At 52.1% G+C, this 17,554-nt stretch carries 22 protein-coding genes and 2 pseudogenes; 11 read left to right on the top strand and 13 right to left on the bottom strand.

Translation table 11 applies throughout. From position 1 onward, the window contains the following. Positions 1 to 177: 177 nt before the first annotated feature. From ACD630_RS19290 to ACD630_RS19275, 4 genes are read left to right on the top strand one after another with little or no spacing between them, the layout of a single operon-like run. On the top strand, positions 178 to 771 hold the full coding sequence (locus ACD630_RS19290; protein ID WP_430360331.1) for a YhgN family NAAT transporter: 594 nt from the start codon (positions 178 to 180) through the stop codon (positions 769 to 771). Positions 772 to 804: 33 nt separating this feature from the next. Continuing rightward, the gene (locus ACD630_RS19285) at positions 805 to 1,161 is read left to right on the top strand and encodes a carbapenem self-resistance protein CarG family protein (RefSeq protein ID WP_430361199.1); all 357 of its coding nucleotides are present in this window, start codon (positions 805 to 807) and stop codon (positions 1,159 to 1,161) included. After that, a complete protein-coding gene (locus tag ACD630_RS19280; RefSeq protein WP_430360330.1) occupies positions 1,162 to 1,983 on the top strand; it encodes an IS630 family transposase in 822 nt (273 codons plus the stop codon). After that, a complete protein-coding gene (locus ACD630_RS19275; protein ID WP_430360329.1) occupies positions 1,908 to 2,072 on the top strand; it encodes a hypothetical protein in 165 nt (54 codons plus the stop codon). Before ACD630_RS19280 ends, ACD630_RS19275 begins: the two co-directional genes overlap by 76 nt. Before the next feature lie 137 nt (positions 2,073 to 2,209). Here ACD630_RS19275 and ACD630_RS19270 read toward each other — a convergent pair whose 3' ends face one another. Continuing rightward, on the bottom strand, positions 2,210 to 3,142 hold the full coding sequence (locus ACD630_RS19270) for a sugar kinase (protein WP_430360328.1): 933 nt from the start codon (positions 3,140 to 3,142) through the stop codon (positions 2,210 to 2,212). 274 nt (positions 3,143 to 3,416) lie between these two features. Beyond that, the gene (locus ACD630_RS19265) at positions 3,417 to 3,629 is read right to left on the bottom strand and encodes a 2-hydroxymuconate tautomerase family protein (protein WP_430361198.1); all 213 of its coding nucleotides are present in this window, start codon (positions 3,627 to 3,629) and stop codon (positions 3,417 to 3,419) included. On the opposite strand from ACD630_RS19265, the gene ACD630_RS19260 reads away from it, so the two are divergent. Then, positions 3,570 to 3,710 (top strand): hypothetical protein, encoded by a 141-nt coding sequence (locus tag ACD630_RS19260; RefSeq protein ID WP_430361313.1) that lies wholly within the window; start codon positions 3,570 to 3,572, stop codon positions 3,708 to 3,710. The genes ACD630_RS19265 and ACD630_RS19260 overlap by 60 nt on opposite strands. Positions 3,711 to 3,731: 21 nt before the next feature. On the opposite strand, the pseudogene ACD630_RS19255 reads toward ACD630_RS19260, so the two are convergent. Continuing rightward, positions 3,732 to 3,980, bottom strand: a pseudogene (locus ACD630_RS19255) (YhjD/YihY/BrkB family envelope integrity protein); the annotation flags it as partial. A gap of 42 nt (positions 3,981 to 4,022) precedes the next feature. On the opposite strand from ACD630_RS19255, the gene ACD630_RS19250 reads away from it, so the two are divergent. Then, entirely contained in the window at positions 4,023 to 5,339 is a 1,317-nt protein-coding gene (locus tag ACD630_RS19250) for a transposase (protein WP_430360327.1), read from the top strand. A gap of 14 nt (positions 5,340 to 5,353) precedes the next feature. On the opposite strand, the pseudogene yhjD reads toward ACD630_RS19250, so the two are convergent. The 3 genes and pseudogenes from yhjD to ACD630_RS19235 form a co-directional block, all read right to left on the bottom strand. Then, positions 5,354 to 6,094 (bottom strand): annotated as a pseudogene (yhjD, locus tag ACD630_RS19245) (inner membrane protein YhjD); the annotation flags it as partial. Between the two features lie 240 nt (positions 6,095 to 6,334). Beyond that, entirely contained in the window at positions 6,335 to 6,526 is a 192-nt protein-coding gene (locus ACD630_RS19240) for a hypothetical protein (protein ID WP_430360326.1), read from the bottom strand. Beyond that, positions 6,451 to 7,272 (bottom strand): IS630 family transposase, encoded by an 822-nt coding sequence (locus ACD630_RS19235; RefSeq protein ID WP_430360325.1) that lies wholly within the window; start codon positions 7,270 to 7,272, stop codon positions 6,451 to 6,453. Before ACD630_RS19235 ends, ACD630_RS19240 begins: the two co-directional genes overlap by 76 nt. Positions 7,273 to 7,411: 139 nt before the next feature. Here ACD630_RS19235 and ACD630_RS19230 point away from each other — a divergent pair, with 139 nt between their 5' ends. Together ACD630_RS19230 and ACD630_RS19225 are read left to right on the top strand one after the other, a co-directional pair. After that, positions 7,412 to 7,597 (top strand): FAD-binding protein, encoded by a 186-nt coding sequence (locus ACD630_RS19230; protein ID WP_430360324.1) that lies wholly within the window; start codon positions 7,412 to 7,414, stop codon positions 7,595 to 7,597. A gap of 94 nt (positions 7,598 to 7,691) precedes the next feature. Continuing rightward, on the top strand, positions 7,692 to 8,756 hold the full coding sequence (locus ACD630_RS19225; protein ID WP_430360322.1) for an FAD-binding protein: 1,065 nt from the start codon (positions 7,692 to 7,694) through the stop codon (positions 8,754 to 8,756). A gap of 34 nt (positions 8,757 to 8,790) precedes the next feature. On the opposite strand, the gene ACD630_RS19220 is transcribed toward ACD630_RS19225, so the two are convergent. The 3 genes from ACD630_RS19220 to ACD630_RS19210 all read right to left on the bottom strand — a co-directional run bounded on the left by ACD630_RS19220 (position 8,791) and on the right by ACD630_RS19210 (position 10,579). Then, positions 8,791 to 9,357, bottom strand: coding sequence for a DcrB family lipoprotein (locus tag ACD630_RS19220; RefSeq protein ID WP_430360320.1), 567 nt, complete (start codon positions 9,355 to 9,357; stop codon positions 8,791 to 8,793). 274 nt (positions 9,358 to 9,631) lie between these two features. Further along, a complete protein-coding gene (locus ACD630_RS19215) occupies positions 9,632 to 10,318 on the bottom strand; it encodes a 7-cyano-7-deazaguanine/7-aminomethyl-7-deazaguanine transporter (RefSeq protein WP_430360319.1) in 687 nt (228 codons plus the stop codon). A 15-nt stretch (positions 10,319 to 10,333) separates the two neighbouring features. After that, positions 10,334 to 10,579 carry a hypothetical protein gene (locus tag ACD630_RS19210; protein ID WP_430360318.1) on the bottom strand — a complete coding sequence of 82 codons (246 nt, stop codon included), beginning with the start codon at positions 10,577 to 10,579 and terminating at the stop codon, positions 10,334 to 10,336. Positions 10,580 to 10,690: 111 nt separating this feature from the next. On the opposite strand from ACD630_RS19210, the gene tusA reads away from it, so the two are divergent. Further along, on the top strand, positions 10,691 to 10,933 hold the full coding sequence (tusA, locus tag ACD630_RS19205) for a sulfurtransferase TusA (protein ID WP_430360317.1): 243 nt from the start codon (positions 10,691 to 10,693) through the stop codon (positions 10,931 to 10,933). A gap of 22 nt (positions 10,934 to 10,955) precedes the next feature. On the opposite strand, the gene ACD630_RS19200 is transcribed toward tusA, so the two are convergent. After that, positions 10,956 to 13,286, bottom strand: a complete 2,331-nt coding sequence (locus tag ACD630_RS19200) for a zinc/cadmium/mercury/lead-transporting ATPase (protein ID WP_430361197.1) — start codon at positions 13,284 to 13,286, stop codon at positions 10,956 to 10,958. Positions 13,287 to 13,469: 183 nt separating this feature from the next. Beyond that, positions 13,470 to 14,099, bottom strand: a complete 630-nt coding sequence (locus tag ACD630_RS19195; RefSeq protein WP_430360316.1) for a lysoplasmalogenase — start codon at positions 14,097 to 14,099, stop codon at positions 13,470 to 13,472. A 180-nt stretch (positions 14,100 to 14,279) separates the two neighbouring features. On the opposite strand from ACD630_RS19195, the gene ACD630_RS19190 reads away from it, so the two are divergent. Continuing rightward, entirely contained in the window at positions 14,280 to 14,600 is a 321-nt protein-coding gene (locus tag ACD630_RS19190) for a DUF1820 family protein (protein WP_430360315.1), read from the top strand. A gap of 356 nt (positions 14,601 to 14,956) precedes the next feature. Here ACD630_RS19190 and ACD630_RS19185 read toward each other — a convergent pair whose 3' ends face one another. Next, positions 14,957 to 15,250, bottom strand: a complete 294-nt coding sequence (locus tag ACD630_RS19185; protein WP_430360314.1) for a DUF1145 family protein — start codon at positions 15,248 to 15,250, stop codon at positions 14,957 to 14,959. A gap of 31 nt (positions 15,251 to 15,281) precedes the next feature. Then, positions 15,282 to 15,854, bottom strand: coding sequence for a 16S rRNA (guanine(966)-N(2))-methyltransferase (gene rsmD / locus ACD630_RS19180; protein ID WP_430360313.1), 573 nt, complete (start codon positions 15,852 to 15,854; stop codon positions 15,282 to 15,284). Between the two features lie 318 nt (positions 15,855 to 16,172). Here rsmD and ftsY point away from each other — a divergent pair, with 318 nt between their 5' ends. After that, positions 16,173 to 17,531 carry a signal recognition particle-docking protein FtsY gene (gene ftsY / locus ACD630_RS19175; protein ID WP_430361196.1) on the top strand — a complete coding sequence of 453 codons (1,359 nt, stop codon included), beginning with the start codon at positions 16,173 to 16,175 and terminating at the stop codon, positions 17,529 to 17,531. The last annotated feature ends 23 nt before the right edge of the window (positions 17,532 to 17,554 follow it).

Below are 17,554 nucleotides of genomic sequence, written 5' to 3'. Positions count from 1 at the left end.
GTAAGTGATTCGGGTGACTGAACGCAGCCAACGCACATGCAACTTGAAGTATGACGGATATATCAACCTTACAAAATGTACCAGAAGCCACAAGTGAATTTATTCGATGACACCGGCTTTTTCAGCAATGTGGCTAATGCGGTGCCATCATTAAAGGGATAACAGGAGTCCACCACCATGAGCGAAATGATCTCAGCAACCATTCTGTTGCTGTTAATTATGGATCCGTTGGGCAATTTGCCCATTTTTATGTCGGTACTAAAACATCTGGACCCGAAACGCCGACGGGTGGTGCTGATTCGTGAGATGGTGATCGCCCTTGGGCTGATGCTGATTTTTCTGTTTGCGGGCGAACGTATTCTGGCGTTTCTCAATCTGCGTACCGAAACCGTGTCTATTTCGGGCGGCATTGTGCTGTTTTTAATCGCTATCCGCATGATATTCCCGTCGCAGGAAAGCAACAGCAGCGGGTTGCCCACTGGGGAAGAACCCTTTCTGGTACCGATGGCAATTCCACTGGTCGCCGGACCGTCTATTCTGGCCGCGCTGATGCTGTTATCACATCAATATCCAGATCAGTTGCCGCATTTAACGCTCGCACTCTGCATCGCTTGGGGGATTTCATTTATCATCCTGTTGATGTCCGATCTCTTTTTGCGCTTACTGGGTGAGAAAGGCGTTGCCGCGCTGGAGCGACTGATGGGGCTGATTCTGGTCATGCTTTCGACCCAGATGTTCCTCGATGGCATCCGTACTTACTTGATGAAATGAGATGGTTACTGACCGGTTTCGCCCAGCGTGGGCATGAAAGGGATAATCACCGCTATGTTTTTGCTTACCAACGCTCGGCGCATCATCGCCGCCCTGCTGTTTTACAGCGGTACGACGATAGCCGCCTGTCAGAGTGCAGCGGTTTCGAATCCCACGGGTTTGAGTCTGGTGCCGCTGCAACCGGGTGTGAATAATCTGGCGCTGGCACACTCGACCTCAGAGGATTTCGCGGTGCTTGCCACCTTCAAAAACAACACCTCACACCCTCACCGAGGCTTGAGCTTTTACATCAAAACCCCGGATGGTTATTCACTCGTCCCCAACAGCGATGCGTTTATCTGGTTTGATTATCGTATAGCTAAACGACTTAATTTTGATTACATTATTTAAATGAGCTATTCAATTGATTTTAGACGTAAAGTGATATCTACACGGGAAGAAGAAGGGTTGAGTATCCGAGAAACAGCGAAGCAATTTCGGATTGGCCCTGCCTCTGTATCGCGTTGGATTAATCAAATAGCGTCAAAAGCATCGACCACGCGTCAGCGAAAGAGCGATAAATCCGAGTTGATAAAAGATGTTGAACCATATCCAGATGCTCACCAAAAAGAACGTGCAGAGCGTTTTGGCGTTTGTCAGAAGGCTATTTGGCAAGCTCTTAAAAAGCTGGGATTGACCTATAAAAAAACTCTATGTCATCCGAAAGTCGACGGAAGCGCCCGGCAAGCATTTCAACAAAAAATACAACAGTATGAAAAAGAAGGTAAACCTATTGTTTTTATTGATGAAAGTGGTTTTCCAGATGATACCCCACGGACTCACGGCTATTCCCCAAAAGGTCAACGGTGTTTTGGGCTGAAGAACTGGGGAGCCAAGGGAAGAACAAATGTTATCGGCGCGTTATTAGGCACAACGCTGTTTGCTATCGGATTATTTGATATCAATATTAACAGCGATGTTTTCTATTCCTGGGTCACACAAGTCCTTATCCCAGTACTCCCTAAAAACAGGGTAATCGTGATGGACAATGCAACTTTTCACAAAAAACATAATATTCAACAAGTCATCATCGATGCAGGGTATATGGTGGAGTATTTGCCTACATATTCGCCAGATCTTAACCCCATTGAGCATAAATGGGCACAAGCAAAAAGCAAAAAAAGAGAGAGTGGTTGCGATACAGAGATTTTGTTCTCAGTCCATATGGTGTAATCAAAATTAAGTCGCTTGGCTATATCAGGTTTCTGTTAGTCAGGTCATGGCTTTGCTCCGCGCTTCCTTCAGACCCCACCTCGCGATGACGCCCTTGCACTTCGCTAGTCCTTCGCCACCATCAGGCTGTACAGGGGACTTTCACCCCCAAGCTGTCGGGCATGCCCGGCACACATAAAAAGGGAAGCCATCTGGCTTCCCTTTTTTTCACTCTGGCGCTGTGTTATCAGGCAGGCATGGCGTCTTGCGGGATGATGGCGCCACGGTACTGAATCACCGTGCTGGCAGTCAGGTGGCCGCGCTTGGCCGCCGCTTCCGTCGAGCCGCCGCACAGGCGCACTGACAGATAGCCTGCGCTGAAGGAGTCACCCGCCGCAGTGGTATCCACTACGCGCTCTTTCGGCAATTTCACCGCCGGAACATCCACTAACGGCTGACCGTTTTCAGAAATCAGGCAGGAGTTTGCGCCGCGTTTAATTACCACTTCAGACACACCGAAACCGTGTGTGCGTGCCAGCACGGCATCCACCGGCTGTTCGCCCCACAGTATGTCTTCGTCATCCAGTGTCAGGAAGGCGATATCGGTGCACGCTAGGATGTCACTGTAGGCTTGCTGTGTCTCTTCTTTGCTTTGCCACAGGCGTGGACGGTAGTTGTTGTCAAAAATAACCTTGCCACCGTTAGCACGGCAGGCACGCAGCAACGTTAGCAAACGCTGGCGGCTGGCAGGGTTAAGGATCGCCACGCTGATACCGCTCAGATAGAGATAGTCAAAGGTGGCCAAACGCGCGCAGATCGCATCGGCATCTTTGCCGTCCAGCCAGAAACGCGCGGCGGCATCATTACGCCAGTAGTAGAAGGTACGCTCACCGGTATCGTCGGTTTCAATGAAGTACAGGCCTGGCAGCTTGTTGTCCAGACGCTGGATCAGCGAGGTGCCAACCTTCTCTTTTTCCCAGGCCGTCATCATTTCCGTGCTGAAGCTGTCCGTGCCCAGTGCGGTCACGTAGTGGACGCCCAGAGCGTCGGTATTCACCTGGCGAGCGACATACATGGCGGTGTTCAGGGTATCGCCACCAAAGCCGCGGTTCAGGTCCTCACCCTTTTGCGACAGTTCAATCATGCATTCGCCAATCACGGCAATGTTTTTAGTGGTCATCAGAAGCTGGCCCGTTCGAAAAAGTGAAGAAAAAGGTCATCAAAAAAGAGAGCAATGGGGTCCAGTCTCAACGTTCGCAGGCATTGAGTCAATAGTCTTAAAACGATGTTTTATTTTTTCATGACCTATATCGGGAAAATTGACCACTCCCGATCCTTATGGCGCTCAGCGCACGAAATATAGCCAACCGACATTATTTTGATAACAGCCAGCTATGCTTTTTTGCCGCATATCAGGGCATTGGCTGTAATCATTTTTAAGTCGGTTTGCTATATCAGGACTTCGGCTTGCGCAATTCGGTGACGCTTTCACCGCCCAACCCCCAGTTGTCGGTATCCACTTCATCAATGATAACGGTAGTGGTGGCCGGATTTTTACCCATGACGTCGACCAGCAATTGGGTAACGCCCGCAATCAACTGGTGTTTTTGCTCTGTGGTGGCGCCATCGCGCGTAATTTTGATGTTATAACAAAACGACTTAAAAATGATTACAGCCAATGCCCTGATATGTGGAAAAAAATACAGCTAATTGTTATCAAAATAATGTCGCTTGGCTATAACAAATGACATAGGATCTCCCGTTATTGGTTAGCGTGATGTGTCATCTGTTGATTTATCGCCTTTATAGTTCGCCGTTGCAATCCATGCCGCACGAAACAGCGTAAGGCGAGCAAAAAAGTAGAAGAAGGCCATTAAGCCAATCACCGAGCCAAAAGCGGCACCGGACGAGGTGCTGGCGAGTTTTGGCAACGCGACCGTCATGGCGAATTTGATGGCCTCAAACCCCACGGCGGCAAGCAGCGTGCCGCGCAGCAGCGCTTTGTGCTTCGGCTTATGGCCATAGGTATCTACACATCTTTTGCAATATCTGCTATTACGTTGCTGCATAATCTCAACTTATCCATCGGCGGGATTGATGCCCGCCTTAACCGGCGTTATCAGCGTCTGGTTAAGCAACACATGACTCCCCCAGCACCATTGGCGTCAGCCGTTAAAGACCTTGCCTGCGCGCAGAAAACAACATTCGCCACTACTCAGGCCGTTTGGCGTTTTTTTAATAATGAACGTATTAGCTTCAGTCAGCTCAATGAACCGATTATTTCGCTGGCTCTCCGGCAGGTTGCACTTAGCCCGCATCCATACGCTCCCGTCGTTCACGACTGGTCTCATTTACAGTTTCGTACCCACAATGGGAAAGAAGAACGTTTGAAAATGACGCATGGTGGCGACGTCGGTTATGAACTACAAACCAGACTACTGCTTGATGCTGCAAATGGTTTACCAATAGCGCCCCTGTCTCAAACTCTAACCGATAGGGCGGGTTGTCGTTCAACGCTAACCGAGGGCTTGTCTGAGAGTCTGACTCATATGGATGCTTTGACGGCTGATATCGCCCGCGTTGAGTCTCTTGATACCGGGAAGAAGTTAGTTCATCTCATTGACCGTGAAGGTGACTCTATCGGGCATATGCGCACATTAAGCTCCCAGGGAATATGTTGGCTTATCCGGGGAAAGGAAGGGCATCGGGCCGAGTGGGGCGGTGACACCCGTAAAATTGGTGAAATTACAGACGATCTGCCATTTATCGCAAACGGACAGGTTGGCTGGAAAGGGAAAAAAGCCAATATGGAGATCGGGGAAACATCCGTGATCATAACGCGAACAGCAAAAGCGAAGCGGAAAGACAAGAACACCGGACGGCGAGTGAAAGTTCAGCCAGGCGTAGCTCTGACACTCAGATTAGTTGTGGTTCGCCTTACCGATACTCACGGTAAATTTATCGGACGCTGGACGCTGCTCACAAACGTTAGCAACGAGATCACCAGCGCGGAAGTCGCTCGCTGGTATTACTGGCGCTGGGGTATTGAATCCTTTTTTAAGCTGCTGAAAGGTGCCGGTCATGATGTAGAAAAATGGCTTCAGCGCAGTGCTGGTGCCCTGCTACGCAGGTTATTGATAGCTAGCATGGCATGTGTGCTGGTATGGCGGCTGCAACGCGCTGAAGGAGACGACAATGCGGCAGCCCGTCAGTTAATTTGCCGATTATCCGGACGACAACAAAAACGAGGGCGTAAAGAAAGCGCCCCAGCGCTGCTTGCCGGACTATCCATCCTGCTAAATACCTTGACGTTATTAGCAGACTATACCCCGGAAGAACTTGCCCACTTCGCTATGGTGGTTTTTAACCCTTTATGATGTGTAGATACCTATGGCTTATGGTGCGGCAATATCATAAAAATCCAAAGAAAAACCAAATGGTTAGCGGAAATGGAGATGGTGAGTGTTATCACGCGGAGCAGGGGCCGCAGCCATTCGATACCCTCTAGCCCGAGAGCAGAAACGATAGCGCTTTGTGCCGTACCCGCCGCCGAAGTGAGAAACATCGTAATGGTCAGCGCGATCAACAGCCCTATCAGGGAGAGGAAATCCCGCACGTACTGAAAATAGATTTTTTCTTCTTCGTGCGGCTTGTGTTCCCATACGTCACGGGATTGGGCGCGGATCGCTTCACGTAAATTGCCCATCCAACTAATACCGGAATAGAGCGCGATCAGCAGTCCGGTGACACCGACGGTGGTGCGCTGTTCAACGGCGGTCTTTAGCGTATTTTTTAACGTCAGCGCCAGATTGGGGTCGCTGATGCTGTTGACGATGCGGTCAATCAACTGCGTCAGCATATCGGGGTTGGAGGCAAGTACGAAACCGACGGTAGCGAAGGAGACCATCAAAATCGGGATCAACGACAGAAAGGAAAAATAGGTGATGGCTGCGCCAAACTGGTTTCCCATGCGATCGTTGAAACGCTCCCCGGCACGGATCAGGTGTGCAATGCTGGGAATAGCCTGAACACGTTGTGCAATACGCTTACATCGGGAAAGCCATGAAGATGCTGCCTTCTGTGCTGATGAAGCGGTGGATGTTGAACGATGAGGATCGACCGGTGCGGGCATCCGTTTCCTCCTGTTCAATGAAAAGCCGACGCCTGCAATCAACGGGTTATATAAATAAATTTAACCGCAAACGTCGTACAGCGATGGATTGATTATAACCAACAATCGGCAGAGGAAGGCGTTCTTTGTGTCTTTGGCATGTCTGATGTGCAAGCTGGAGGATAAACGCGCGCAAAGAAAAAAATCAGGATGACCTGTGCCATAATTGAGTCTGTAAAAGATTTTTCACTAAATAATAACTTAGGTGATTATATGGCGCACATTTACGATGAAAGAGTGTTGACGCTTGTTTATACTCGTTAAAGACCGCTTGAGGTCTGTTTGGTTGGCGCTATAGCCAAGCGACTTAATTTTGATTACACCATATGGACTGAGAACAAAATCTCTGTATCGCAACCACTCTCTCTTTTTTTGCTTTTTGCTTGTGCCCATTTATGCTCAATGGGGTTAAGATCTGGCGAATATGTAGGCAAATACTCCACCATATACCCTGCATCGATGATGACTTGTTGAATATTATGTTTTTTGTGAAAAGTTGCATTGTCCATCACGATTACCCTGTTTTTAGGGAGTACTGGGATAAGGACTTGTGTGACCCAGGAATAGAAAACATCGCTGTTAATATTGATATCAAATAATCCGATAGCAAACAGCGTTGTGCCTAATAACGCGCCGATAACATTTGTTCTTCCCTTGGCTCCCCCGTTCTTCAGGCCAAAACACCGTTGACCTTTTGGGGAATAGCCGTGAGTCCGTGGGGTATCGTGTGGAAAACCACTTTCATCAATAAAAACAATAGGCTTACCTTCTTTTTCATACTGTTGTATTTTTTGTTGAAATGCTTGCCGGGCGCTTTCGTCGGCTTTCGGATGACGTAGAGTTTTTTTATAGGTTAATCCCAGCTTTTTAAGAGCTTGCCAAATGGCCTTCTGACAAACGCCAAAACGCTCTGCACGTTCTTTTTGGTAAGCATCTGGATATGGTTCAACATCTTTTATCAACTCGGATTTATCGCTCTTTCGCTGACGCGTGGTCGATGCTTTTGACGCTATTTGATTAATCCAACACGATACAGAGGCAGGGCCAATCCGAAATTGCTTCGCTGTTTCTCGGATACTCAACCCTTCTTCTCCCCGTGTAGATATCACTTTACGTCTAAAATCAATTGAATAGCTCATTTAAATAATGTAATCAAAATTAAGTCGTTTATCTATAATGCCAAAGCGGATGTGCTGATTATCGAGAAAATGCCGCTGTTTGGCGGAAACTCGATACTCAACGGTGGCGATCTGTCAGCGGCAGGCTCCAGCATGCAGCATGCAGCAGGCACTAGGCATCAAGGACTCCCCAGAACTGATGTATCAGGACATGATGAAAGCGGGCAACTGGCTGAACTACCCCGAACTGGCGCGCACCGTTGCCGATCATTCGGTGGAGGCGCTGGAGTGGGCCAAAAGCCTCGGGGCTGAGTTTGACCGGGTGAATTATAGCCAACCGACTTAAAAATGATTACAGCCAATGCCCTGATATGTGGCAAAAAAATACAGCTAATTGTTATCAAAATAATATCGCTTGGCTATATCATGGCGGCCATGCAGTGAAACGCGCTCACCAGCTAAAGCAGCGCTCCGGTTCCGGACTGGTGGTGAAACAGTACCAGAAGGCCAAAGCGTTGGGTGTGGTCATTGAGCAGTGTACCAAGCTGGAGCGGTTGATTATTGACAGCCAGGGACGGGTGCTCGGGGCGGAAGTGCGGCGTGGCTATAAGTTCCCAGACGATGCTTCCGGCTCCATCGCGTTTATCCGTGCAACAAAAGGGGTGGTGCTGGCATCCGGCGGCTTCTCTCAAGGGGTGGCGTTACGGCAAATGTACGACCCACGCCTGACGGATGCGTTCACCTCCACCAACCAACCGGGTGCGACAGGAGAAGCGCTGATGGCAGCCAGCATGATTGGTGCTTTGGCGACGCAGATGGATTGGATCCAATTCGGCCCCTGGAGCAGCCAGGATGAGCAGGGTTTCGGCTATATCCCGCAGTTTGTTGAACGAGTGGTGGGTTATGGCCTGATGGTCGACCCTGCCAACGGCAAGCGCTTCTTTAAAGAAACTGGCAACCGTAAAGAGCGTGCTGATGCCATTATTCAACTGGGGCATCCGGCGTTGATTATCGCGGACAAAACCAACACGCTGGAAGAAGTGGCGCAGGCTTACGGCATGCAGGCGGCGGCTTTTGTTGAACAGGTGAAACGCTGGAACGGCTACGTGGAGCAGCATCAGGAAAACGACCCTTACCTAGGCTGTATAGCCAACCGACTTAAAAATGATTACAACCAATGCCCTGATATGTGGCAAAAAAATACAGCTAATTATTATCAAAATAATGTCGCTTGGCTATATGATTTTCAAAGATGCTTCGCCCAATATCACGCCGCCTTACTATGTGGCGCGCCTCTGGCCGCGCGTTCACCACACCATGGGGGACTGGCGATCAATAAAGATGCACAGGTGATTGGTTTTGATTTGAAGCCGATTGTGGGGCTGTATGCCGCCGGGGAAGCCGCAGGCGGGGTGCACGGCGCGGTGCGTCTGGGGAGTGTTGCCATGACGGATTGCACCGTGTTTGGGCGTATTGCCGGGAAAAACGTGGTAAAGGCGAGCTGAGAGTAGAGAGGCCGCGTCAGCGACCTCATTATGATTACTTCAACGTCAGCGTGCGAATGATGCTTTCTGCTTCGGTTTGCGCCGCTTGTTGATTATCGGCAGGCAGCGTGATTTGCAGCGTCAACAGCTGGTTCGCCACGTTCCCCAGCAGCACGGAAGAGTAAACCTGCTTGCCGCTGCCACTGTTGGAGATGCTGTCGAGCTGTTGCAGCGCATGGCCGTTAACCTCAATGGCTTTATTGGTCACAACCTGCAAGTTGGCATCGCGGGCGCGTTGCTGATCTTCAAGGCGCTGCGTTAATACTGGCAGGGTTTCGTTGCTGCTATCGCCCAGGATGACAATCACTGCGCGCTGGCCATTATCGTTGGCGTAGACATGCATGTTGTTGGACTGCGAACCCACTTTTCCACTTTGATCATGCATATCCTCAGGCAGCGTGAACGTGATGTTGCCAGACAGCAGCGAGATGGTTTGACTGGCGGCCTGCGCGGCCGGGACATCGTGTCCTGCGTGGCTCGTATTGTCGTCTTTCTTATCGTTGCAGGCGGCCAATAGTGCGGCAAGCAACGTAATTCCAAGATATTTCACTAGATTCGGCATAAGCGTCCTTCTCTTTTATCAGGCATGCACGGGTAAACCACTATATCGCACCCTATTCACCGGGGAAACTCAAGCGTTTTGTTGTCACAAAACCTATTTAGGACGGTTCCTGAGACACCGCCACTTTACTCTTTGTCATCCTCGGCGAAAGCCGGGGATTTCTGCCAGAAAGAATGCGTTTCTCCTGTGCGAGATTCCCGCCTTCGCGGGAATGACGGAGGCGGGCGAGAATGACAGCGGTGGGTGTCGCTGTTTTAAGTAGGTTTGTCAGTCATCAGCGCAATTGTTCAGCCGACGGCGGCTCGCGCAATGCGGGATGACTGTGGGATTCGCTCAAACGCTTGAGAAGCATATTGAGCATCACTCCGTACATCGGTAAGAAGAACAACAAACTAATCAGCAATTTGAAGGTGTAATCGACCAACGCGATTTCCACCCAGTTTGCCGCCATAAAAGCATCGGTGCTGCGATAGAAAGCGATGAAGAAGAAGGCCAGCGTATCGCTTAAATTACCAAACAACGTGGAGACCGTGGGGGCGACCCACCACGCCTTGCGTTGGCGCAGGCGGTTAAACACATGCACATCCAGAATTTGCCCCAGCACGTAGGCCATAAAGCTGGCGCACGCGATACGTGCAACCACGATATTGACGCTAGCCAGCGCACTGACCCCTTGCCACTCTCCCTGATAAAACAGCGCGGATACCACATAGGAAATCACCAGCGCTGGCACCATCACCGTCAGAATAATCCGGTGCGCCAACGGTGCGCCAAAGATACGTACGGTCAGATCGGTAGCCAGAAAGATAAACGGGAAGGTGAATGCGCCCCAGGTGGTATGGAACCCGAAGATGGAGATCGGCAGCTGCACCAGATAATTACTGGAGGTAATGATCAGAATGTGAAACAACGACAGCCAGACAAGCGGGCTAAGCCGCTGCTGGGCGGTAAAATGAAACATGTCAATGTGACCTTTTTAGTGATTGGGGTGAGGGAACCCAAGTGGTACCGTTAACAATGATATTATGGCACGTAATTCATGCTGCTTATTCAATGCGACTGACACAAGGAGCAGCGCGCGGCATGATACGCTGTTATAGCCAAGCGACATTATTTTGATAACAATTAGCTGTATTTTTTGCCACATATCAGGGCATTGGCTGTAATCATTTTTAAGTCGGTTGGCTATAGGTGGGGATTGTAATGGTGAGTTTATGCGCAATCGATATCGTAGGTTGCGCAGGAAAATCTGCGGCGTAAACTAGGGCGGTTTTGATGGCTGCCACACTGGGCGGTCGTTATCTATGCCCTTATGCCATTACCGAGAATAATGATGACCGACACCTTCACCAACCCGGATAAAACCCTCGATGCACAGGGGCTGCGCTGCCCGGAACCGGTGATGATGGTGCGTAAAACCGTGCGTCAGATGGAGACGGGGCAGACGCTACTTATTCTGGCGGATGACCCGGCAACCACGCGCGATATACCGGGCTTTTGTGTCTATATGGAGCACGAGCTTCTGGCACAGGAGATGGCATCACTGCCCTATCGCTATCTCCTGCGCAAGAAGTAGCTTTTTACCGTTATCCGGCGTCTTATCGTTTTTCGCGGCGCAATAAGCGCAGTGCATTGGCGGTTACCAGCGCCGTGGCACCGGAATCAGCCAGCACGGCGAGCCACAATCCGGTGATCCCCAACAGGCTGGTCACCAGAAAGATGGCTTTCAGCCCCAGCGCCAGCGTGATATTTTGCCGGATATTGTTGCGCGTGGCGCGCGAAAGCCGAATCATGCCCGCCAGTTCGCTTAGCCGATTATGCGTGAGCGCCGCATCGGCGGTTTCCAGCGCAACGTCGCTGCCCCCACCCATGGCAATGCCGATAGCTGCCGATTTCATCGCTGGCGCATCGTTAATGCCATCGCCCACCATCGCCGTCGGATGGATCTGGTTCATTTCGCGCACGGCATCGACTTTGTCGGCGGGCAGTAGACCCGCTTTATAGTCAATGCCCAGCGTCGCCGCGATGGCTGCCGCCGAACGCGGATTATCACCGGTGAGCATGGTGCAGCGAATTCCCAACGTGCGTAGTGCTTCAATCGCTTGCGGCGTATCCGCCCTCAATGTGTCACGCAGCGCCAGCAAGCCAATGATGTGCGTTTCTTCCTGTACCACCACCACGGTTTTTCCGTCGCTTTCCAGGGGGTGAATCTGATTGCGCCAGTCTGCGTCGAGTGCCTCGGGTGCGATTTTAGCGGGTGCTTTGATGCTGATGGTTTTGCCTGCGATAAGGCCCTCAACCCCCACGCCAGCCAGCGCACGCTGTGCCGTTGCCACCGGCAGCATCGGGGCAACCGTGCGGGCATGCTGGACAATTGCTTTCGCCAGCGGGTGGTGTGAACCCGCCTCGATCGCCGCCGCGCGTGCCAGCAACGCAGCCTTGCTCACGCCCTGCGCGGGTATCGCATCTGTCACCTGGGGTTTGCCCTGTGTCAGGGTGCCGGTTTTGTCGAAAGCGATGGTATTGATGGTGCCCAGAATCTCCAGCGCCGCGCCGCCTTTGATTAGCGCGCCGCGCCGGGCAGCGGCTGCTAAGCCGGATGTGATGGCCGCCGGGGTGGAAATCACCAATGCACAGGGGCAGCCAATCAGCAACAGCGTCAGACCGCGATAAATCCACTCCTGCCACGGCGCACCAAATAGCAGTGGCGGCACCACGATGGTCGCCGCGGCAAGCAGCATGATGGCCGGGGTGTAATAGCGGCTAAAGCGATCGAGAAAACGCTCTATCGGCGCACGGTGGCTCTCGGCTTCTTCAATCAAATGCAAAATACGGTCGATGGCACTGTTGCCCAGTTCGGATATCACGCGCAACTGTATCAGGCGATCGACGCTCAGGCTGCCTGCTGAGACCTTGTCACCCTGCTCACGCTCTACCGGCAGGGATTCCCCGGTCAATGCGCTTTCATCAAAGCTGGCATGGGAAACCAGCAGTTCGCCATCGGCGGGCAATCGGCTGCCCGGTGCCACTTCGATCACATCGCTGGGTTGCACTGCGGCAATGCTGACCTGAGTACGCTGACCAGCACGGATCACCGTTGCGGTTTCTGGCATCAACGCCATCAACGCGCTGACACCGCGACGGGCGCGCTGTGCGGCGTAGGCTTCCAAGAGCTCTCCCAGCATAAACAGCAAAATCACCATGGTGGCTTCGCTGGTAGCATCAATCAACAAGGCACCCAGCGCGGCGACGCTCATCAGCGTTTCGATGGCAAAGGGCGTGCCGCTGCGAATCAGTTTAATCGCCTGTGAGAGCAGCGGCATCAGCCCCAGCAGTGTGGTGGCGATAAAGGCTATCTCTGAAGCGCTGGGCGAAAACAGCGAAAGTATCCCGCTGGCTGCGGTCAACACCGCAAACAGAATGAGAAAACCGTGTTCACGCAGGATACGGCGTAAAGGCGTTTCGGCAGGGGTGGATGATGTTGGGACTGTTGCGCCAGGGGACGTATCTTGCCAGGTAAACCCAGCGAGCGCTATGGCGCGTTGAATCTGTGTACGAATATCGGATTGTGCATCAACAATGAGTTTTTCAGTGGCGAAGCGAACGCTTGCTTGAATAACGCCGGGAAGCGGGGTGATAGCGTTTTCGATCTTTTTGGCGCAACTGGGACAATCCATCCCACGGATGATCCAGCTGAAGCGCACGCCGAAAGCGGGTGGGGTGTCACTGTCGCTGCCGTCGGGGTCGCTGCTCTCTCCGCCGTCAGACGCGCTGTGTTCCGCACCTAGTGTGGTGCCGCATGCAGAGTGGGTTGTGGTGTTGTGTTTCACCGCGCAGCAGCTGCGATCGGCATGGCTGCCGTGCTGCGCATGGCGCTGGCAGCAAGCGTTGGCACCATGATCGTGGTGAGTGTGGTGATGAGAATGCATCATGCTCTCCTGTTTGATGATATAGCCAAGCGACATTATTTTGATAACAATTAGCTGTATTTTTTGCCACATATCAGGGCATTGGCTGTAATCATTTTTAAGTCGTTTTGTTATGTTGGTTATCATCCACGACTTTATCACTGCTGCCAGTAGCTGCACAGCGCTTTTGATATTCAGCACTGATTAAAAATAGAGCGCTCTTACGATTAAAAAATGGCCCGCGAAATAGCTGGCAGCCACCATCGCCTGATGGGCACGAAACGGAAAGCGATAATGGTGAATCAGCCAGACGCCGTGGGCGGTAAACAGCAGCACGCTGCCCGTAAAACAGGAGAGATTATTACTGCTGCCAAGCGCAAAGTACTGTTCCCCGGCAACCCACACCATGACTGCATTCATTGCGATAAATGCCACGACCGGCCAGCACAGGGTGTCGAGTCGTGACCACAGGATGGCAAGCAGAACCGCAATAATCACCAGCAGCAACAGTGGCAGCGGCCAGAAAAACGTGAGTGACGCTTTCGCCACCAGAAACCCGATGGTGTAGAGCAGATGGCAGGCGGAATAGGCACCTATGGCGAACAGCATGCGCTGTATTGGCAGCAACAGCAGGATATCCGCGGCTAACGTTGCCAACAGGCCGAGCACGATAAAGTAACCGGTGACGCTCATCAGCGGCGTTTGCCAAGCCAGCGCTAGCTGCAGCGCGATGGTAATGGGTTTGAACAGCCAGCGTTGCCAGCTAGGCCCACGATAGCTGGCATCGACGTAGAGCCAGCCTGAAAAGAGAACGGCAATAAACGACCAGAGCATAGGGTATCCTTATCACCTTATTGGATTTTTCATCATTGAGTGTAGGAGATCGCTCGCGGGATGAACAACACGCAGTGTGACAAGTGCGAAGTCACGCGCTTCATGTTATGTTGGCGGCAATAATGATCGTTTTTTTGTATATATATCTTCGCGATACCACTGAAGGGGGACGGTTTTTGCATGAGCAATGAGTCAGCGCTCTACCGGATTCAATTTATGAATAACGGCAAAAATTATCAGCTTTACGTACGAGAGTTGGTGCAAAGCAGTCTTTTTGGGTTTATCGAGATTGCGGATTTCGTTTTTGACGGTCCCTCTACCCTGCTGGTGGACCCTTCTACCGAGAAGCTGAAAACGGAATTTTCCGGCGTAAATCGCAGCTTTATTCCGCTGCAAGCGGTGATCCGCATTGATGCCGTGACGGAGAAAGGGGCGGCCCGTATTTCCGAACTGGGCGACAATGTCACCGCGTTCCCTTTTCTTTCTGGGAAAAAGCCCTGATGTCGTGGGAAATGTCCCATTGGTGGTCTTTGATTGTCAGCCTGATCCTGTTTCTGGGGTGGCGACAGTTTCTGCGGCAACGACGCCAGCGCGTGGAGGACGATGCTGCACCGCTACGCACGGTAGAGGCCGAGATCGCCGCGCTGCGCGCCATACCGTTGGCGCGCCCCACGCGCGCGCAACCGATGAATCCCGATCTTCCCGAGCGCTATGAGGCGACGTTTATGCTATTGCCCGCAGGGGAAAAACCTCACCTGCCACCTGAGCGAGACCCAATATCGGGCGCTGGCGTTGGGTATGACGGGCAGATTGCAGGTCTAGGGCTCACGTTTTGTGTCCTTCGAATCGGCATAGGGCTATTTTTTTGTCCCGATAGTGGGTTGAACACCCTTCATCTTTTTCTGCCACGCCAGCAGTTCAAACACCCCGAACAGGAAAATACGTGCTTCCAGCGCGCGGCTCAATGGCCCCTGTTCTTTACCATGGCTGGCACGTAACAACAGCACCTGAAAACCGTGCATCAACAGCGTAAACCCCATTGCGACCATCATGAAGATGTTCAGTGGGCGGGGAAAGGGCGCAATCGTGTTGGTAATCAAAAAGCCCCACACACCGATCATCAATATCCGACCCAAGTTAATCCAAATCATCGTCTGCCTCGTCATGCTGTGTGGGCGTAGCCTAGCGGATATACAGCCGGTATGCCACTTGTCCTGCCACTTTTTCGCGGTGTAGCGACCAAGTAACCGGAATCTCTAGCTCTCCATTCTCGGCCTCGGTTTCCAAATAAATCCACGCCTCGGGTGCCAGCCAGCCCTGCTGTTCCAGCAAACGGAGCGCCTGGTTTAATAAGTCCCGGCGAAAGGGGGGATCGAGAAACACCACGTCATAGGGCTCACCGGCCTGCGCCAGCCAGTTCAACGTATTGGTATTGATGATGCGGGCGTTGTTCGCCTTCAACAGTACCGCATTCTGTTCCAGTTGCCGGGCGATGCTGCGTTCGTTTTCCAGCAGGGTGACATGTGCCGCATAGCGTGACAGCGCTTCAAACCCCAGTGCTCCACTGCCTGCGAAGCCATCTAGGCAACGGGCCTGCTGAATGACCGGCGCCAGCCAGTTAAACAGCGTTTCACGAACGCGATCGGTGGTGGGGCGCAACCCCGGGCTTTCTGGCACGGGAAGTTTTCGCCCACGCCACTGGCCGCCGATAATGCGGATTTGGCCTGCCTGTGCAGGTGCATTTTTTTTTGCCATCGTCTGTTTACTGTAGAACTCCGGGTTGCCGGGTGCTGAGATTCGCTATCGGTAATTAGGTAGGGGCTATTTTAGCGAGGGTTAGGAGGGGAAGGAATGTTAATATCATGTTTCTCTGCGGTGACGCGTGGTTTTGGCCTACCCGGTTATCGAGATGACATACTTCGTTACCGAGATTGTCTCCACCTGCCCTGCCCTGCCATGGTGCGTGTTGCTGGCGGGCGGAAAGTGATAGACTCTGGGCTCGACTCTGACCGGGCTATTGACTTCAATTATTTAAGCGCTGCTGTGAGCAGCAGCATGGGGCGCGATTGCGATATGACAAAAGAGAAAAAACGCGGTTTCTTTTCCTGGCTGGGATTAGGGTGTCAGGAAGAGGAACAGACTGGGCAACCGCAAGCAGCAGAACAGCAGCAGGATATGGCACAGTCTCAGGACAATGATGTGCCTGTGGTATTGGAGGTTCACGCCGAAACGCCAAACGATGAGCCTGAGGTGCAGACTGAGGTTCACAGTGCACAGGTGCCTGAAGAACCGGCCGCCGCGCAGCCAGAGTCGCCGCGCGTTGTTGATGTCATTGAAACCGCTGAGACGGTAGATCGTGCAGAAGCGCAGGCGAGTCCTGAAGCGCAGGATACTTTGCTATCACAAGATGTTCTGCCATCACAGGACAGTGCCGATGAGCAAGCGATAACGGAAGTTGCAGAACACGTTGTTGAGCCTGTGCCTGTGGCACAGGAGCAGGAAAGGCCGACCAAAGAGGGTTTTTTCGCCCGGCTAAAACACAGTCTGGTAAAAACCCGAGAAAACCTCGGTTCCGGATTTATCGGATTGCTTCGCGGTAAGAAAATCGACGACGATCTGTTTGAGGAACTGGAAGAGCAATTATTGATTGCTGATGTCGGTGTGGAAACCACGTGCAAGATTATTGCCGACCTGACAGAGCACGCCAGCCGTAAACAACTGAAAGATGCCGATGCGCTGTTGGTGAAACTGAAAGAAGAGATGGGCGCTATCCTTAATAAGGTGGACGAGCCGCTTAACATCGACGGAAAAACCCCTTACGTAATCCTAATGGTGGGCGTTAACGGCGTCGGGAAAACCACCACCATCGGTAAATTGGCGCGCCAGTTCCAGGCGCAGGGTAAATCGGTGATGCTGGCTGCCGGGGATACCTTCCGTGCCGCCGCCGTAGAGCAGTTGCAAGTATGGGGCCAGCGCAACAACGTGGCCGTAGTCGCGCAGCACACGGGGGCGGATTCTGCCTCGGTGATTTTTGATGCCATTCAGGCGGCAAAAGCGCGCGGTGCTGATGTGCTGATCGCTGATACCGCAGGACGCTTGCAGAACAAAGCGCACCTGATGGAAGAATTGAAGAAAATTGTCCGCGTGATGAAAAAACTCGATGAGTCTGCGCCGCATGAAATCATGCTGACGTTGGACGCCAGCACCGGACAAAACGCCGTCAGCCAGGCGAAACTGTTTAACGATGCCGTCGGCTTGACCGGCATTACCCTGACCAAGCTGGACGGCACCGCGAAAGGCGGGGTGATCTTCGCCATCGCCGATCAGTTTGGGATTCCTATCCGCTATATTGGGGTAGGGGAAGGTATTGATGATTTGCGTCCCTTTAAGGCTGACGATTTTATTGAGGCGCTTTTTGCCCGCGAAGATTGATGTCTCGTGAGGATAAACAGCTT

The organism is Symbiopectobacterium sp. RP, assembly GCF_050472005.1.
Classification (GTDB): Bacteria; Pseudomonadota; Gammaproteobacteria; order Enterobacterales; family Enterobacteriaceae; genus Symbiopectobacterium.
This window is presented reverse-complemented; position numbering and strand designations above follow the sequence as displayed.

Bases quoted from the DNA above. Each gene is read 5' to 3' on its own strand.
- ACD630_RS19290 (WP_430360331.1), top strand. From the start codon at position 178: ATGAGCGAAATGATCTCAGCAACCATTCTGTTGCTGTTAATTATGGAT.
- ACD630_RS19285 (WP_430361199.1), top strand. From the start codon at position 805: ATGAAAGGGATAATCACCGCTATGTTTTTGCTTACCAACGCTCGGCGC.
- ACD630_RS19280 (WP_430360330.1), top strand. From the start codon at position 1,162: ATGAGCTATTCAATTGATTTTAGACGTAAAGTGATATCTACACGGGAA.
- ACD630_RS19275 (WP_430360329.1), top strand. From the start codon at position 1,908: ATGGGCACAAGCAAAAAGCAAAAAAAGAGAGAGTGGTTGCGATACAGA.
- ACD630_RS19270 (WP_430360328.1), bottom strand. From the start codon at position 3,142: ATGACCACTAAAAACATTGCCGTGATTGGCGAATGCATGATTGAACTG.
- ACD630_RS19240 (WP_430360326.1), bottom strand. From the start codon at position 6,526: ATGGGCACAAGCAAAAAGCAAAAAAAGAGAGAGTGGTTGCGATACAGA.
- ACD630_RS19235 (WP_430360325.1), bottom strand. From the start codon at position 7,272: ATGAGCTATTCAATTGATTTTAGACGTAAAGTGATATCTACACGGGGA.
- ACD630_RS19230 (WP_430360324.1), top strand. From the start codon at position 7,412: ATGCAGCAGGCACTAGGCATCAAGGACTCCCCAGAACTGATGTATCAG.
- ACD630_RS19220 (WP_430360320.1), bottom strand. From the start codon at position 9,357: ATGCCGAATCTAGTGAAATATCTTGGAATTACGTTGCTTGCCGCACTA.
- ACD630_RS19215 (WP_430360319.1), bottom strand. From the start codon at position 10,318: ATGTTTCATTTTACCGCCCAGCAGCGGCTTAGCCCGCTTGTCTGGCTG.
- tusA (WP_430360317.1), top strand. From the start codon at position 10,691: ATGACCGACACCTTCACCAACCCGGATAAAACCCTCGATGCACAGGGG.
- ACD630_RS19200 (WP_430361197.1), bottom strand. From the start codon at position 13,286: ATGCATTCTCATCACCACACTCACCACGATCATGGTGCCAACGCTTGC.
- ACD630_RS19195 (WP_430360316.1), bottom strand. From the start codon at position 14,099: ATGCTCTGGTCGTTTATTGCCGTTCTCTTTTCAGGCTGGCTCTACGTC.
- ACD630_RS19190 (WP_430360315.1), top strand. From the start codon at position 14,280: ATGAGCAATGAGTCAGCGCTCTACCGGATTCAATTTATGAATAACGGC.
- ACD630_RS19185 (WP_430360314.1), bottom strand. From the start codon at position 15,250: ATGATTTGGATTAACTTGGGTCGGATATTGATGATCGGTGTGTGGGGC.
- rsmD (WP_430360313.1), bottom strand. From the start codon at position 15,854: ATGGCAAAAAAAAATGCACCTGCACAGGCAGGCCAAATCCGCATTATC.
- ftsY (WP_430361196.1), top strand. From the start codon at position 16,173: ATGACAAAAGAGAAAAAACGCGGTTTCTTTTCCTGGCTGGGATTAGGG.